Annotated in this window: 13 protein-coding genes; 7 read left to right on the top strand and 6 right to left on the bottom strand. The window is 37.0% G+C overall.

The features are described from left to right. The first annotated feature begins 92 nt into the window (after positions 1 to 92). The 3 genes from D1J36_RS06225 to D1J36_RS06215 are packed head-to-tail and all read left to right on the top strand — an operon-like array spanning position 93 to position 2,170. Positions 93 to 536, top strand: a complete 444-nt coding sequence (locus D1J36_RS06225) for a 6-pyruvoyl trahydropterin synthase family protein (RefSeq protein ID WP_154137647.1) — start codon at positions 93 to 95, stop codon at positions 534 to 536. A gap of 27 nt (positions 537 to 563) precedes the next feature. Then, positions 564 to 1,331, top strand: a complete 768-nt coding sequence (locus tag D1J36_RS06220) for a UDP-2,3-diacylglucosamine diphosphatase (protein ID WP_154137646.1) — start codon at positions 564 to 566, stop codon at positions 1,329 to 1,331. Beyond that, positions 1,328 to 2,170, top strand: coding sequence for an alpha/beta hydrolase family protein (locus D1J36_RS06215; protein ID WP_154137645.1), 843 nt, complete (start codon positions 1,328 to 1,330; stop codon positions 2,168 to 2,170). Before D1J36_RS06220 ends, D1J36_RS06215 begins: the two co-directional genes overlap by 4 nt. A gap of 55 nt (positions 2,171 to 2,225) precedes the next feature. Here the strand turns inward: D1J36_RS06215 and D1J36_RS06210 are convergent, their stop codons facing one another. Together D1J36_RS06210 and bcp are read right to left on the bottom strand one after the other, a co-directional pair. Next, entirely contained in the window at positions 2,226 to 4,340 is a 2,115-nt protein-coding gene (locus D1J36_RS06210; RefSeq protein WP_154137644.1) for a prolyl oligopeptidase family serine peptidase, read from the bottom strand. Between the two features lie 10 nt (positions 4,341 to 4,350). Next, the gene (bcp, locus tag D1J36_RS06205) at positions 4,351 to 4,800 is read right to left on the bottom strand and encodes a thioredoxin-dependent thiol peroxidase (RefSeq protein WP_154137643.1); all 450 of its coding nucleotides are present in this window, start codon (positions 4,798 to 4,800) and stop codon (positions 4,351 to 4,353) included. A gap of 32 nt (positions 4,801 to 4,832) precedes the next feature. Between bcp and nth the strand changes: the two genes are divergently transcribed. Then, positions 4,833 to 5,453 carry an endonuclease III gene (gene nth, locus D1J36_RS06200; RefSeq protein WP_154137642.1) on the top strand — a complete coding sequence of 207 codons (621 nt, stop codon included), beginning with the start codon at positions 4,833 to 4,835 and terminating at the stop codon, positions 5,451 to 5,453. Between the two features lie 31 nt (positions 5,454 to 5,484). Here nth and D1J36_RS06195 read toward each other — a convergent pair whose 3' ends face one another. Beyond that, positions 5,485 to 6,999, bottom strand: coding sequence for a GH3 auxin-responsive promoter family protein (locus D1J36_RS06195; RefSeq protein ID WP_154137641.1), 1,515 nt, complete (start codon positions 6,997 to 6,999; stop codon positions 5,485 to 5,487). A 159-nt stretch (positions 7,000 to 7,158) separates the two neighbouring features. Here D1J36_RS06195 and gltX point away from each other — a divergent pair, with 159 nt between their 5' ends. Together gltX and D1J36_RS06185 are read left to right on the top strand one after the other, a co-directional pair. Then, the gene (gene gltX, locus D1J36_RS06190) at positions 7,159 to 8,670 is read left to right on the top strand and encodes a glutamate--tRNA ligase (RefSeq protein WP_154137640.1); all 1,512 of its coding nucleotides are present in this window, start codon (positions 7,159 to 7,161) and stop codon (positions 8,668 to 8,670) included. A gap of 53 nt (positions 8,671 to 8,723) precedes the next feature. Continuing rightward, positions 8,724 to 9,680 carry an acetyl-CoA carboxylase carboxyltransferase subunit alpha gene (locus D1J36_RS06185; protein ID WP_064969922.1) on the top strand — a complete coding sequence of 319 codons (957 nt, stop codon included), beginning with the start codon at positions 8,724 to 8,726 and terminating at the stop codon, positions 9,678 to 9,680. 44 nt (positions 9,681 to 9,724) lie between these two features. On the opposite strand, the gene D1J36_RS06180 is transcribed toward D1J36_RS06185, so the two are convergent. Next, positions 9,725 to 10,309, bottom strand: coding sequence for a DUF6759 domain-containing protein (locus D1J36_RS06180; RefSeq protein ID WP_154137639.1), 585 nt, complete (start codon positions 10,307 to 10,309; stop codon positions 9,725 to 9,727). A gap of 144 nt (positions 10,310 to 10,453) precedes the next feature. Between D1J36_RS06180 and tsf the strand changes: the two genes are divergently transcribed. Further along, entirely contained in the window at positions 10,454 to 11,422 is a 969-nt protein-coding gene (gene tsf, locus D1J36_RS06175; RefSeq protein ID WP_154137638.1) for a translation elongation factor Ts, read from the top strand. A gap of 82 nt (positions 11,423 to 11,504) precedes the next feature. Here tsf and D1J36_RS06170 read toward each other — a convergent pair whose 3' ends face one another. Then, positions 11,505 to 12,470, bottom strand: a complete 966-nt coding sequence (locus D1J36_RS06170; protein WP_154137637.1) for an ROK family protein — start codon at positions 12,468 to 12,470, stop codon at positions 11,505 to 11,507. A gap of 173 nt (positions 12,471 to 12,643) precedes the next feature. Next, positions 12,644 to 14,836: a peptidase domain-containing ABC transporter gene (locus tag D1J36_RS06165; RefSeq protein ID WP_154137636.1), complete on the bottom strand. Its 2,193-nt coding sequence runs from the start codon at positions 14,834 to 14,836 to the stop codon at positions 12,644 to 12,646. Positions 14,837 to 14,838 lie beyond the last annotated feature (2 nt).

Genomic DNA, 14,838 nt, shown 5'->3' with positions numbered 1-14,838 from the left:
TCACTTACTAAAGCTCCAAAAGGTCTAACCCTGATTGGAGCTTTTTTATTACTAATAAAACCACATCACCGATTATTTAGTATCTTTGCCACATGATTAGAATTACTAAGATTTTTTCATTTGAAACCGCTCACGTCCTTTACAACTACGATGGCAAGTGCAAGAATATGCACGGGCATTCGTACAAACTATTTGTTACCGTGAAAGGCGTTCCTATCAATGATTTAGACCACCCCAAAAACGGAATGGTAGTAGATTTTGGGGATATTAAAAAGATTGTAAAAGAAGAAATTGTAGATGTGTGGGATCACTCTGTACTACTTAATGCTAATTCTCCACACATCAGTCTAGGAAAAGAGTTAGAAGACAAAGGACACAAAGTAATATTCTGCAACTACCAGCCTACTTGCGAAAATATGCTTTATGACATTGCCGCTAAAATCAAAAACAGGCTCCCCGAGTCTGTGCAACTAGCCTATCTAAAACTCCACGAAACAGAAAACTCCTACGGAGAATGGTTTGCAGAGGAGAATTAGTCTTTTAAAACAGATGTTACCAACGCTATGACGATTACCTTAGAAGACGGAAAAAAAATCTACTTCGCTTCCGACCAGCACTTCGGAGCCCCCACTCTAGAAGCCAGTAAACTTAGAGAACAAAAGTTTGTGCAATGGCTAGAAGACATTCGGAACGATGCCCAAGTTCTGTTCCTTATGGGAGACTTGTTTGATTTTTGGCACGAGTGGCAGTTTGTAGTTCCTAGAGGCTTCGTGAGGGTGCTTGGCAAACTAGCCGAACTTAAAGACCAAGGCATAGACCTTTACTTTTTTGTAGGTAACCACGACCTATGGATGAAAGACTACTTTGAAAAAGAACTCGGAATACCCGTTTTTTTTGAGAAAAGATACGCCACCATCAATGGTAAAAGATTTCTCCTTGCCCACGGCGATGGCTTAGGTCCTGGCGATAAAGGTTATAAAAGAATGAAAAAGGTATTTACCAATCCTCTAGCCCAGTGGTTGTTCAAATGGCTTCACCCTGATATTTCAATGAGGCTTGCCCTATACCTTTCTCAGAAAAACAAAATGATAAGTGGCGAAGAAGACAAAGAATTTTTGGGTGAAGATAAGGAGTTCTTAATACGGTATTCCAAAGAAAAACTAAAATCGGAACACATAGACTATTTCGTCTTTGGGCATAGACACCTACCGATGATATTGGAAGTGGGAGCAGAAGCCTCTTATGTTAATCTAGGTGATTGGATTTCCTACTATTCTTATGGCGTTTTTGATGGCTCTCAATTTCAGCTTAAATATCTAAGCAACTTATGAGTGAATTTACCCTTACCACTTCCGATGGCTACCCTCTTGCGGTAAGCCTCTTTAAACCAGAAGTAGATAATACGAATGGTAAATTATTACTCATCAATTCAGCAACAGGAGTAAAACAATATGTCTATTACAGTTTTGCCAAATACCTAATGGCAAAAGGCTACACGGTAATCACTTATGATTATAGAGGCATCGCATCTTCTAAGCCCACTAAAATGAAAGGCTTTAAAGCCAGTATGAGGCTATGGGGAACCGAAGACTATAAAACATTAACCAACTACATCAAAACACATTTTCCTCATTACGAGAAATATATTATGGGACATTCCGTAGGAGCTTTGATTACAGGAATGAACCCAGACACTAATCTTTTTAAAAAGATAATATTTATAGGAGCTCAAGACGCTTATGTAAAACACTTAGATTCTAAAACTAGATGGGCTGCTTACCTAGGTTTTGGTATATTGCAACCTCTACTTACCGAAATGTTAGGGTATTTCCCTGCCTCTATTCTTGGTCTAGGAGAATCTCTTCCAAAGGGTGTAGTTTACGATTGGAGAAGGCTTATTCTCAACAAAAAATCTACTCTTAAACTACTAGAAATGTCTTATGACCATACAGAGCATCTCCATCAGGATACTTTGGTTCTCTACGCCGATGATGACAGCTGGCTCACAGAAAAAGGCGTTAAAAGTTTAATGGACACTTATCACAATCTTAAACCTGAATATCATATCATAAAAGCTGAACTTTCTCCTAAAAACAATATAGGACACATCAACTTTTTTAGAAGTTACAACACTCCACTATGGCACATTGTGGAAGATTACTTGAAATAAAAAATCCAACACTCTTATCGTGTTGGATTTTTATTTTGAAAGCATGTATTACACCTTACTTTTTAAGACTTCTGATGCCCATCTCATAAAGAGCAAAGCTTATTAAGTCGGCATTTTCGCCTATCACTTGGTCGGTAGAACGCCCCGCTCCGTGTCCTGCATTCATTTCTATTCTAACAAGTGCTGGGTTAGAACAGGTCTGTTTTTCTTGCAATTCCGCTCCAAACTTAAACGAGTGTGCAGGGACTACCCTATCGTCGTGGTCGCTAGTAATAATCATAGTAGAAGGGTAGCAAACGCCTTTCTTAACATTGTGTACAGGAGAGTAAGATTTTAGATATTCAAACATCTCTTTGCTATCTTGTGCCGTACCATAATCGTACGCCCACCCTGCTCCTGCAGTAAAGGTGTGATACCTCAACATATCCAAAACGCCCACCCCAGGGAAAGCCACTTTGGCAAGGTCGGGACGCATCGTCATTGTAGCACCCACAAGTAGCCCTCCGTTAGAACGCCCAGAAAGTGCCATAAATTCAGGAGAAGTATAACCTTTAGATTGTAAGTATTCGCCAGCCGCTATAAAATCGTTGAATACATTTTTCTTTTGCATTTTGGTTCCCGCATCGTGCCATTTTTTACCATACTCGCCACCACCTCTAATGTTAGGCACAGCATAGATACCTCCGTTTTCCATCCACACCGCATTTACCACAGAGAACGAAGGCGTTAGACTGATATTAAACCCTCCATAAGAATAGAGAATGGTAGGGTTTTTACCGTCTAGCTTAAGCCCTTTCTTATAATTGATGGTCATCGGAACTCTAGTGCCGTCTTTAGAAGTGTAGAACACTTGCTCCGAAACAAAATCCTCTGGGTTAAATTTAACTTTTGGCTTTTGATACACCGAAGATACTCCCGTTTCCACATTAAGTTTATAGATAGTATTCGGTGTAATGTAGCTCGTGAAAGCATAGTACAATTCTTTTTCGGAATCTTTACCGGAGAATCCTCCTGCCGTACCTTTACCAGGAAGAGTAATATCTCTCACTTTCTTTCCGTTGTAATCCATTTGCTGTACTAATGTTACGGCATCTTTCATATAATTAGCAAAGATATAGCCTCCTCCTGTAGATACCCTTAGGACATTTTCCGTTTCAGGAATCACATCTGTCCAAATGCTAGGATTCTTAATATCAAACTTCACCAACCTCATATTAGGAGCTCCTTTATCCGTAAGAACATAGATAAAATCTCCTTTGGTATCTACCACATCGGTATTATAATCGTAGCCTTTCTGAACTGGGATAAAATCTGTGTTGTTTTTTAAATCTTTAATATAAAGCTCATTGCCGTTAGTCGCATTAGCTGCAGAAAGGATAAGATAACGCTGGTCTTCGGAAACGCCAGCACTCATATATCTCCTTTTGAAATTTTCTCCCCCTATAATGAGCTGGTCTTGGGACTGCTTAGTTCCTAATTTATGGAAATAGACTTTGTGCATATCAGTCTTAGCAGAAAGTACACTTCCGTCTGGTTTGTCGTAGCTAGAATAGAAAAAACCTTCGTCTCCTAGCCAAGAAATCCCACTAAATTTAACATCTACTAAAGTTTCGTCTATCGGTTTTTTAGTAATGGCATCTAGAATGATGATTTTATTCCAATCGCTACCACCTTCCGAAATTTTATAAGCGACCAAGTTTCCTTTCTTATTAAAAGAAATACCCGCTAGAGAAGTTGTTCCATCTTTAGAAAACTGATTAGGGTCTAAGAATACCTCTGTATTGCCGTTCTTATCTTTTCTATACAACACCGATTGAGCTTGTAGCCCATCATTTTTGTAGAAATAGGTATAATCACCTTCTTTAAAAGGAGCAGAAATTTTTTCGTAGTTCCAGATTTCTTTCAGTTGGTCTTTAATTTCGTTACGGAAAGAAATTTGGTCTAGATAGTTCTGTGTAAAAACCACTTGTCTCTTTACCCAATCTTTGGTATCCTCCGCACGGTCGTCCTCCAACCAACGGTAAGGGTCTTCTACTTGTGTTCCGAAGTAAGTGTCTGTATGATTTACTTTTTTAGTTTCAGGGTAATTCATTTTAGCGGTTTTTTGTTGAGTGCTACAAGACGCCAACGCCACAGCAGCCACTCCTAAATACAAATATTTAAACTTCATAACTAATAATTTAAGATTCTAATATTTGAGCCGAATGCTCCTTTGTTTTTACTTTATCTATAATCCTCGTACACACGCCATTTTCATCAAAAATAAAGGTGGTACGAACAATACCCATAAACTCCTTCCCCATAAACTTTTTAAGTTGCCATACCCCAAAAGCCTCTATGATTTGTCTTTCTTCATCGGCTAGAAGGTCATAAGGAAAGTTAAATTTATCGTGAAATTTCTTTTGTTTTTCCACAGAATCGGCACTTACACCCAAAAGAGTATAGCCTTGTTTTTGTAGAGCCTCGTAGTTCTCGCTTAAATTACACGCCTCTGCTGTGCACCCTGGCGTGTTGGCTTTAGGATAAAAGAATATTACTAATTTTTTACCCTTAAAGTCTGATGCACTCACCTCTTTTCCGTCTTGATTTTTTACCGTAAAAGTAGGAAGGCTACCACCTATGTTTATCATAATGTTTATTTTTGTCCCAAATTTAGTTTAAAATGACCAAAAAACAAAGAGCCGAAATCATCATACAAGAGTTAGAACGCCTATATCCCGAGACGCCTATCCCTCTAGACCACAAAGACCCATACACCTTGCTAGTTGCCGTGGCTCTTTCGGCACAAACTACCGACAAGAAAGTGAATGAAGTAACCCCCCAACTATTTGCCGTAGCAGATACACCTTTCAAGATGAAAGAGTTGGAAGTTGATGAAATTAAAAATTTAATTAAAGAAATAGGTCTATCAAACACCAAAGCTAAAAACCTTAAAGCAATGGCGGAGTTGTTGGTAGAGCGACACCAAGGCGTAGTTCCCCAATCTTTTGAAGAATTGGAAGCCTTACCTGGTGTGGGGCACAAGACGGCTTCAGTGGTGATGAGCCAAGCCTTTGGCGTTCCTGCATTTCCTGTGGACACCCATATCCATAGGCTGATGACTCAATGGAAACTCACTTCTGGAAAAAATGTAACCGAAACTGAAAAAGACGCCAAAAAGATTTTTCCAAAAGACAAATGGAATAGCTTACATCTGCAAATTATTTTCTATGGTAGAGAATACTCTCCCGCTAGAGGTAAAGGCGATAAAGATTTTATTACCAAAATGCTTTTTGAAAAGTAAGAGAATTAACTTACCAAAAAAATTAACGATACTATCTATTTAGTTCAAGAATAGGGTCTATGTACTCTCTATCGTTGCTTAGACGAGGAACTTTGTTTTGTCCGCCTAGTTTCCCTCTACTTTCCAACCAATCGTAAAACAAGTTGGCTCTAGCAATATGAATCACGGGTTTTTTAAGCGTCATATCGTTATAACGCTTGGCTTCGTAGTCGGAGTTGATGGATTTTAAAGTTTCATCAAATACCTTTTCAAAAATTGCCATATCACTAGGTGTTTGGCTGAACTCTATAACCCACTCGTGAGCCCCACTTTCATTTCCCTTCATAAAGATAGGAGCGGCGGTATAGTCGGTAATCTTAGCAGCAGTTGCTTCACACGCTTTTTGTAAAGCCATTTCGGCATTATCAATCATCAATTCCTCCCCAAAAGCGTTGATGTAATGCTTGGTTCTGCCTGATATTTTGATGCGATAAGGGTCGGTGCTGGTAAATCTCACGGTGTCGCCTATTAAGTAACGCCAAAGCCCACCATTAGTAGTAATTACCACAGCGTAGTTTTTACCTACTTCTACCTCTTCCAGCGGAATTGCTTTAAGATTGGTCTCGGAAAAATGTTCCATAGGAATAAACTCGTAGAAAATTCCATAATCTAGCATTAGTAACATTTCATCACTATCAGACCTATCTTGAATGCCGAAAAACCCTTCGGAAGCGTTGTAAATTTCGTAATAATTGATGTCTTTCCCTACAAGTTCTTTGTATTGTTCTCTATAAGGCTTAAAACTGATTCCCCCGTGGAAAAACACTTCCAAATTAGGCCAAAGTTCAGAGATGGAACCTTTACCTGTTTCTTTCAAGATGCGTTGTAGTAGCACCATCATCCAGCTAGGCACTCCTGTAAGGCTTCCCACATCTTCTTGTCTTACTTCGGATACGATGGCTTTCAGTTTAGTTTCCCACTCGGACATCAGCGAGGTTTTTTTGCTAGGCGTGGTGGTAATTTCTACCCAAAAAGGCAAATTTTCTATTAAAATCGCCGATAAATCTCCAAACTTAGTATTGAAATCTTCGTAGAGTTCCGAGCTTCCTCCGAGTCTTAAATTTTTATATTGAAATAAAGTATTTTCTGGGTGATTGTTGGCATAGATAGAAACTAAATCTTTCCCTGCTTTGAAGTGACAACCCTCTAGACTTTCATCAGAAATGGGAATAAATTTACTTTTGGCATTAGTGGTTCCAGAAGACTTTGCGAATTTTCTAATGTAGCCATTCCATATCACATCTTTTTCGCCTTTCCTTGCCCTTTCTATATAAGGTTCAAAATCTTCGTAGGTTACAATGGGAACTTGATTACAAAAGTCCTGATAACTAGAAATGTTTTTAAATCCGTATTCTTTTCCGTACACCGTTTCTTCGGCTTTGAATAGTTGTGAAAAAAGAATACCCTTTTGCGTTTCTATAGGATGCTTAATAAAATTTTGTATCTGATCCATTCTTTGGCGAATGAACCAATTTACCACCGTATTGAAGAGAACCTTTGTTGCCATACCGAGCAAAGATAATACTTTTTCTGTTTTGTTTGGGCATCATAAGAACCTACAAATATCAGTTTAACAAATTCTTTTTGTGCCAAAAAACTTCAATAATATTAGAAACTTGCGTTTACATTCTGTAAATTTGCTGATTCAAAAAAGAATTATCAAAATATGGAAAAAGTACGCGTTCGTTTTGCACCAAGTCCTACGGGAGCTTTACATTTGGGAGGTGTAAGAACGGCATTATACGACTATTTGTTTGCAAAACATCATGGAGGCGATTTTGTCCTTAGAATAGAAGATACCGACTCTGCTAGATATGTGGAAGGTGCAGAAGAATACATTATGGAGGCATTAGAATGGTGTGGCATCGTCCCTGATGAAAGCCCTAAACATGGTGGTCCTTATGCTCCGTACAGACAGTCGGAACGAAGAGCTATCTATGACCAATATACCGACCAAATATTAAAAACAGATTATGCTTACATCGCTTTTGACACTCCAGAAGAGCTAGATGCTATCCGAAAAGAGTTTGAAAGCAGAGGCGACGTTTTTGCGTACAATTATAGAACTCGTGGCAGATTGAGAAATAGCATCAGCCTTCCTAAAGAGGAGGTAGAGCAACTACTTGCTGAAAATACGCCTTATGTAGTAAGGTTCAAAATGCCTGTGGACAGAATTGTAAGTCTTAAAGATATTATCAGAGGGGATTTCAGCGTAAACACCAACGACCTAGACGACAAAGTTTTAGTTAAAAATGATGGAATGCCAACCTATCATTTCGCTAATATTATTGATGACCACGAAATGAAAATTACCCATGTGATTAGAGGGGAAGAATGGTTACCGTCTATGGCGTTACATGTACTCTTATATGAAGCTATGGGTTGGGACGCTCCCGAATTCGCTCATTTATCATTGATATTAAAACCAGAAGGTAAAGGTAAACTAAGCAAAAGAGATGGGGCTAAATTTGGTTTCCCTGTTTTCCCATTAGATTTTAAAGACCCTGAAAGTGAAGAAATATGGAAAGGTTACAGAGAATCTGGCTATTTCCCAGAGGCATTTATAAATATGGTGGCTCTTCTCGGTTGGACTCCAGCAGACGATAAAGAAATCTTATCTATGGAAGAGATGATTCAAGAGTTTGACCTCTACAAAGTACACAAGGCAGGTGCTAGATTTAGCTTAGACAAAGCCAAGTGGTTTAACCATCAATATCTACAACAAAAGTCTAATGACCAACTTTTGGAAGAATTAAAACAAATAGAAGGTGTTAATTCTAAACAAATTTCTGACGAGGTACTGCTGAAAATAGTTTCTCTAATGAAAGAAAGAGCCACTTTTGTAAAGGACATCTACGAGGAAGGAAAATTCTTTTTTGAAACCCCTCAATCTTTTGATGACAAAGCTGTTAAAAAAGCTTGGAAGGAAGATACTCACGAAGTAATGTCTGCTCTAGTAACTGTACTAGAATCTATTTCTTTTGATGCAGAAACCATTAAAAATGCCATACATGATTTTGCAACAGAAAAATCTTTGGGTATGGGTAAAGTAATGATGCCTTTGCGTTTGGCACTCGTTGGGGAGCTAAAAGGTCCAGATGTCCCTGATTTAATGGAAATCATTGGCAAAGAAGAAAGCCTTAACAGATTAAAAAAGGCGTTGAAGGTTTTAAACTAAAATCTCTTTTATTAAAAATTTATTAAATTTGAACGGTAAATTATCTCATCAATATGGAATATTTAGATTTTGAAACCCCTATAAAAGAACTCATGGAGCAGTACGAAAAGTGCTCTCTAGTAGGTGAAGAAAGTGGCGTGGATATGAAAACGGCATGTAGCCAAATAGAAGATAAAATCAACAAGAAAAAGAAAGAGATATACGGTAATCTTACGCCTTGGCAAAGGGTACAGTTGTCTCGTCACCCTAACCGACCTTATACTTTAGACTATATTAAAGGAATTGCAGATGAAGGCAGTTTTGTAGAGATGCATGGCGATAGAAACTTCGCAGATGATACAGCTATGGTGGGTGGTTTAGCCAAAATTGAAGGACAATCTGTAATGTTTATAGGAACTCAAAAAGGACGAACTACCAAAGAAAGACAGCACAGAAGATTTGGAATGAGTAACCCTGAAGGTTACCGAAAAGCTCTTAGACTAATGAAATTGGCAGAGAAATTCAATATTCCTGTCGTTACTTTTATAGATACACCAGGGGCTTATCCTGGATTAGAAGCGGAAGAAAGAGGTCAAGGCGAGGCTATTGCAAGAAACATCTACGAAATGTGCCAACTTAAAACCCCTATTTTCTGCTATGTAATTGGCGAAGGTGCTAGTGGTGGTGCTTTAGGTATAGGTGTTGGCAACAAGGTTTATATGATGGAGAACTCTTGGTACTCTGTAATTTCTCCTGAAAACTGTTCTGCTATATTATGGAGAAATTGGGAGCATAAAGAAGAAGCTGCCTCTACTATGAAACTAACAGCACAAGACTCCCTCAAAGAAAAGATTATAGACGGTATTATAGAAGAACCTCTAGGAGGAGCCCACTACGACCCAAGTGTAGCTTACCAAAATGTAAAAAACTCTATCTTAAATAACATCAAAGCCTTTAAGAAATTCTCGGCTAAAGAGTTAGAATCTCAGAGACAAGATAAATTTATTTCAATGGGTAGATTTAAAGGGTAACAAAAAAAAGAGGTTGTTTTTATCAACCTCTTTTTTATTTATATTTAGTTCCCTAGTACCATTTCCATATCGTCAGTTACCTTTTTAGAAGTGCTGAACTGAGCGTTGCATACCGTAGATGAAAATTGATAAGTCCCTTTTTGCAACAAAGTCGCATTTCTACCTGAAGCTGGGATATTTAGTTCCAATACCTTTTTACCATCACTAATTTTAAGAACAATAGGGCATTTAGATTTATTTCTTACAGAAAAATAAGCCTCATTTTCGTTAGGTGTATCGCCTAAAAGATGGTTAATCATATCAGCAGCTTTCTCATTTTCTGTCTTAGAAGAATTATTTTTAGTATTATTAGTTGTCTTAGATGATGTTTTTTTTTCTACCACTACTGGAGTAGATGCTGTTTTCTTTTTAGAATCATTTGAGGTATTACCATTAAGTATATTATAAAGTTTAGCCTTAAATTTAGGCGTATCAGGGTGGTCTGGATTATACTTTATAAAATTAGCAATTACCTTAATATCGTCAGATGCCTCCACCTGTTGAGGCGTATATTTTGATTGTGCATTTACCCATAAAACCGTACTAAAAAGTAGTCCACATATCATTAGGATTTTAAATTTCATTTTCATCTCTCTTATAATTTAAACTCTTTACTCGTTATCTAAAACAACGCAAAAACTCTATTTTTAGTTTATGCTAAAATTATTATCTTTGCACGGGTTTATTTAGAGACCCAAATATAGAGATAAAAAATAACTAAAAATATTATTATTATGTATTCACCAGCTGCAGCAGATGTTGCAAAACTAAGAAACACTACAGGGGCAGGAATGATGGACTGCAAAAAAGCTTTAGTAGAAGCTGAAGGAGATTTTGATAAAGCAATAGAAATCCTTAGAAAAAAAGGACAAAAAGTAGCTGCTAATAGAGCTGACAGAGAGTCTGCAGAAGGAGCTGTTATTGCTAAAGTAAATGCAGACAACACTGCAGGTGCTATCATCGCTCTTAATTGTGAGACTGACTTCGTAGCTAAAAACGAAGATTTCGTGGCACTAGCTCACAAATTAGCTGAACAAGCAATTAACTACTCTAGCAAAGAAGAGTTTTTAGCTTCTGACTTCGGAGGAATGACCGTAGCTGATAAACTTATCGAGCAAACGGGAGTTATCGGAGAGAAAATTGAAATCGGTGCGTTTGAAACTATTAAAGGTGCTTATCTAGGAGCTTATATCCACGTAGGAAATAAAATCGCTGCTATCACTGCTCTTTCTAAAAGCTTCGATCAAGCTGCAGATTTAGCTAAAGATGTGTCTATGCAGGTAGCTTCTATGGGAGCTGAAACACTTTCTTACAAAGATTTTGATCCAGCTTACATCGCTAGCGAAACTGAAGCTCGTATCGCTGTAATCGAGAAAGAAAACGAAGAGCTAGTTCGTTTAGGTAAGCCTTTGAAGAATGTACCTAAATACATCTCTTATGCACAACTTACTGAAGAAGTTCTAAAACAAGCTGAAGAAGATGCTAAAGCAGAACTAAAAGCAGAAGGTAAGCCTGAGCAAATTTGGGATAAAATTATTCCTGGTAAAATCCAAAGATTCATCAGTGATAACACAACTCTAGACCAAGAGAAAGCATTATTAGACCAAAACTTCATTAAAGACGACAGCAAAAAAGTAGCTGAATATGTGAAGTCTTTCGGTGATGATGTAGAAATCGTAGGATTTAGAAGAGTTAGCCTATAAGCTAAAGAATCATTATAAAATTCAAATAAAAAAGGAGAACACAATTGGTTCTCCTTTTTTATTTATATCACTTTGTAAATAATTATTTTTCCCAAACTAGAGAACTGGCTCCTAATATTGCTGCATCTGCTTCGTCTAGTTCACTAAAAACTAATTTTACTTTTCCTCTAAATATGGGTAACAAGTTTCTCTCCATATGCAGCCTTGTTGGTTTTAGAATGAAATCTCCCGCCTTTATAACACCACCAAATAATAAAATAGCCTCTGGAGAAGAGAACATAACAAAATTAGCCAATGCTTCCCCTAATTTTTGACCAGTATATCTAAAGACCTCTACTGCCGTAGGGTCTCCTGCCAAAGCACACTCGTGTACTGTTTTAGCGTTAATCTGTTCCTCTGGATAGTTATTAAGCATAGATTCTGGAAACTCTGCCCTCATCTTTTTAGCTGTTATCGCAATGCCTGTTGCAGATGCATAAGCCTCTAAACTCCCTTCCGAACCTGTACTCCAGTGCTTTCTTCCCCCTGGTTTTACTATGGTATGCCCTAGTTCCCCCGCAAAACCGTCGTGACCATACACCAACTGACCATTAGCAATAACTCCACTCCCAACACCTGTACCTAGAGTTATCATTATAAAGTCTTTCATTCCTCTTGCTGCCCCAAACATCATTTCTCCATAAGCCGCTGCATTGGCATCATTAGTTACCTTACACGGCACCCCAAATTTCGCAGTAATTTTCTCTGCTAGAGGCACTATTCCTTTCCATTTGAGGTTAGGTGCATTTTCTATAGTACCTTTATAATAGTTACCGTTAGGAGCTCCTATGCCTATACCTTCTAATTGGCTTTTAGCATCGTGTTGTTCTAATATAGGTTCTATTTCTTTATAGAGTGCGTTTATAAAATCATCTATATCATCATAGTCTGTCTTTATCCTTCCTTTTCCTAAAATTTCCCCTCTGTGGTTCACCAAACCAAACTTAGTGTTGGTACCTCCTATATCTATTCCCAAAGCCATGCGGCTTGACAAATTTGAAACTGTCATAAAAACACGATTAATTTATAAAGTCTAAAAGTACAATTTTATTTTTTTATAGCAAAAAGGCTTTTCTAATAGCAAGTCTTAACCAATTAAATTAGTTAATTCTACACCCAAAAATATACTACATTTTTTTATAATAGGAATATATCAGAAATTATAACTAAAAAAACATAAAATCATTCCCCAAGCTCCAGTTGATTTTTTATCAAATTAAAATACTCCCCTTTATTATAAACCAAATCTTTATGATTTCCCTTTTCTACAATTTGTCCTTTTTTAAGTACTACAATTTGGTCAGCGTTCTTTACTGTAGAAAGCCTATGAGCTACTATAATAACAGTTCTTCCTTTGAAAAAGGATTGTAAATTATTGTGAATTGTTCTCTCGTTTTCGGCATCAAGAGCAGATGTTGCCTCATCAAAAAATATCATTTGAGGGTTTTTATAAACCGATCTTGCTATTAATATTCTTTGCTTTTGTCCTCCTGAAATACCATTACCAGACGCTCCTATTTTCGTATTTAAACCCAATGGTAATTCATCCACAAAGGATTTTATATTAGCTATTTCCATTGCTTTTTTGAGCCGTTCTTCATTGATTTCTTCATCACTGGTGGCAATATTTCTTTCTATTGTATCAGAAAATATAAATCCATCTTGCATTACCACGCCACATTTTTTTCTCAGCTCAGTGGGCGAAACATCTTCTAAATCTAATCCGTTGACTTTTATTTTTCCTTTTGTAGGTTCATAAAACTTCAAAAGCATCTTCAAAAGCGTCGTTTTACCACTGCCACTCGCACCTACAACAGCCGTTACTTTTCCTTTCGGAATATTCAAATTTATATCTTTAAGAACATAAGGCGAATGAGGTCCCTCATACTGAAAAGATACATTTTCTATTTTTATACCCCCACCTTCTATAGCCGATTCCTTAGTAAGAAATGGCTTATGATTTTCCCCTTCTTCATCTGGATGATTTTGCACTTCATTAAGTCTTGCCAAACTTAACTTTGCATCTTGAAGGGAACGAAAAAAAGAAATCAGCTGTCCCACTGGGGAATTCATTTGCCCTACAATGTAAGATACTCCTAACAGCTCTCCAAGAGTCATTTTACCTTGAACTACAAAATAAGCGGACAAAAAGGTTACTACAATATTTTTTATTTGATTAATAAACTCAAAACCAGACAACTGAACTTGATCAAGTTTTAAAATACGGATATTGATTTTAAAAAGTTTTTGTTGAATTTTTTCCCACTCTCTGCGTTTGAAATCCTCAAACTGATTCAGCTTCATTTCTGATACGCCATTGATTATTTCATATATAGATTCTTGGTTTTCACTTCTCTGCTGAAAGCGATGATAATCTAACACTTTTCTTTTTCTCATCCAGAAGAGTGACCACAACACAGACACCACTGTTAGTGTCATATATGTTAATAATATCCTAAAATCATAATACCACAATATACCAAAGAAAGCAGTAAAAGTAATGGCAGAAAATACTGTAAGAAGACTCTGAGAGGTTAAAAAATGTTCTATACGCTCGTGATCGTGTATACGCTGGTTAAAATCACCCATTAATTTTGTATCAAAAAAACGAATAGGAAGACGTAGTATTTTTCTCAGAAAATCCGAAATGATTTGGATATTAATCTTAGTACCCACCACCAGCATTATCCAATTTCGGAAGATATTGATGACAATACTCCCAATGAAAAAAGCCAATTGAGCTAATAAAATATAGGTAACAATGGATAAATTCTTTTGAGTAACCCCATCATCTATTAGCTTTTGAGTAAGAACAGGAAATATCAGCGTTATTAATGTTCCTAAACTGAGTAAAAAAAACATCCACCCTATTGACTTTTTATAAGGCTTCAAATAGTTTAAAAGATATTTTATAGAAATCTTTTCTTCCTTAGGTGGTTCTTGGATAAAAAAATCATCAGTAGGTTCTAAAAACAAAGCGACTCCTTTTTCGCCATCTGACAACCACGATTTTTTAAATTTTTCTTCAGAAAGTGTGATAAAACCATGAGCAGGATCGGCTATTTTATATATTGTTTTACCTGTAAATAGACTTTTTGAAACTTTATAAAGAACTACAAAATGATTTTGATTCCAATGCAAGATGCAAGGTAAAAAGTCTTTACTAAAATCATCTACTTTTAGCTTTGCTGAAAAAGTATTGAATCCTATCTCCTTAGCAGCTTCACTTATTCCCAATAATGACACGCCCTCGCGTGTAATAAAGGCTTTATCACGAAGATACTGTAGACTGAAATCTTTGTTATAGTGTGAAGCTACCATAGCAAGACAAGCAGGTCCACAGTCCATTTGGTCATATTGAATGGTAATATTCATAT

This window comes from Riemerella anatipestifer (assembly GCF_009670965.2).
GTDB lineage: Bacteria > Bacteroidota > Bacteroidia > Flavobacteriales > Weeksellaceae > Riemerella > Riemerella anatipestifer_B.
Note: the sequence above shows the minus strand (reverse complement) of the source record. Positions and strands in the feature narration are given on the sequence as shown.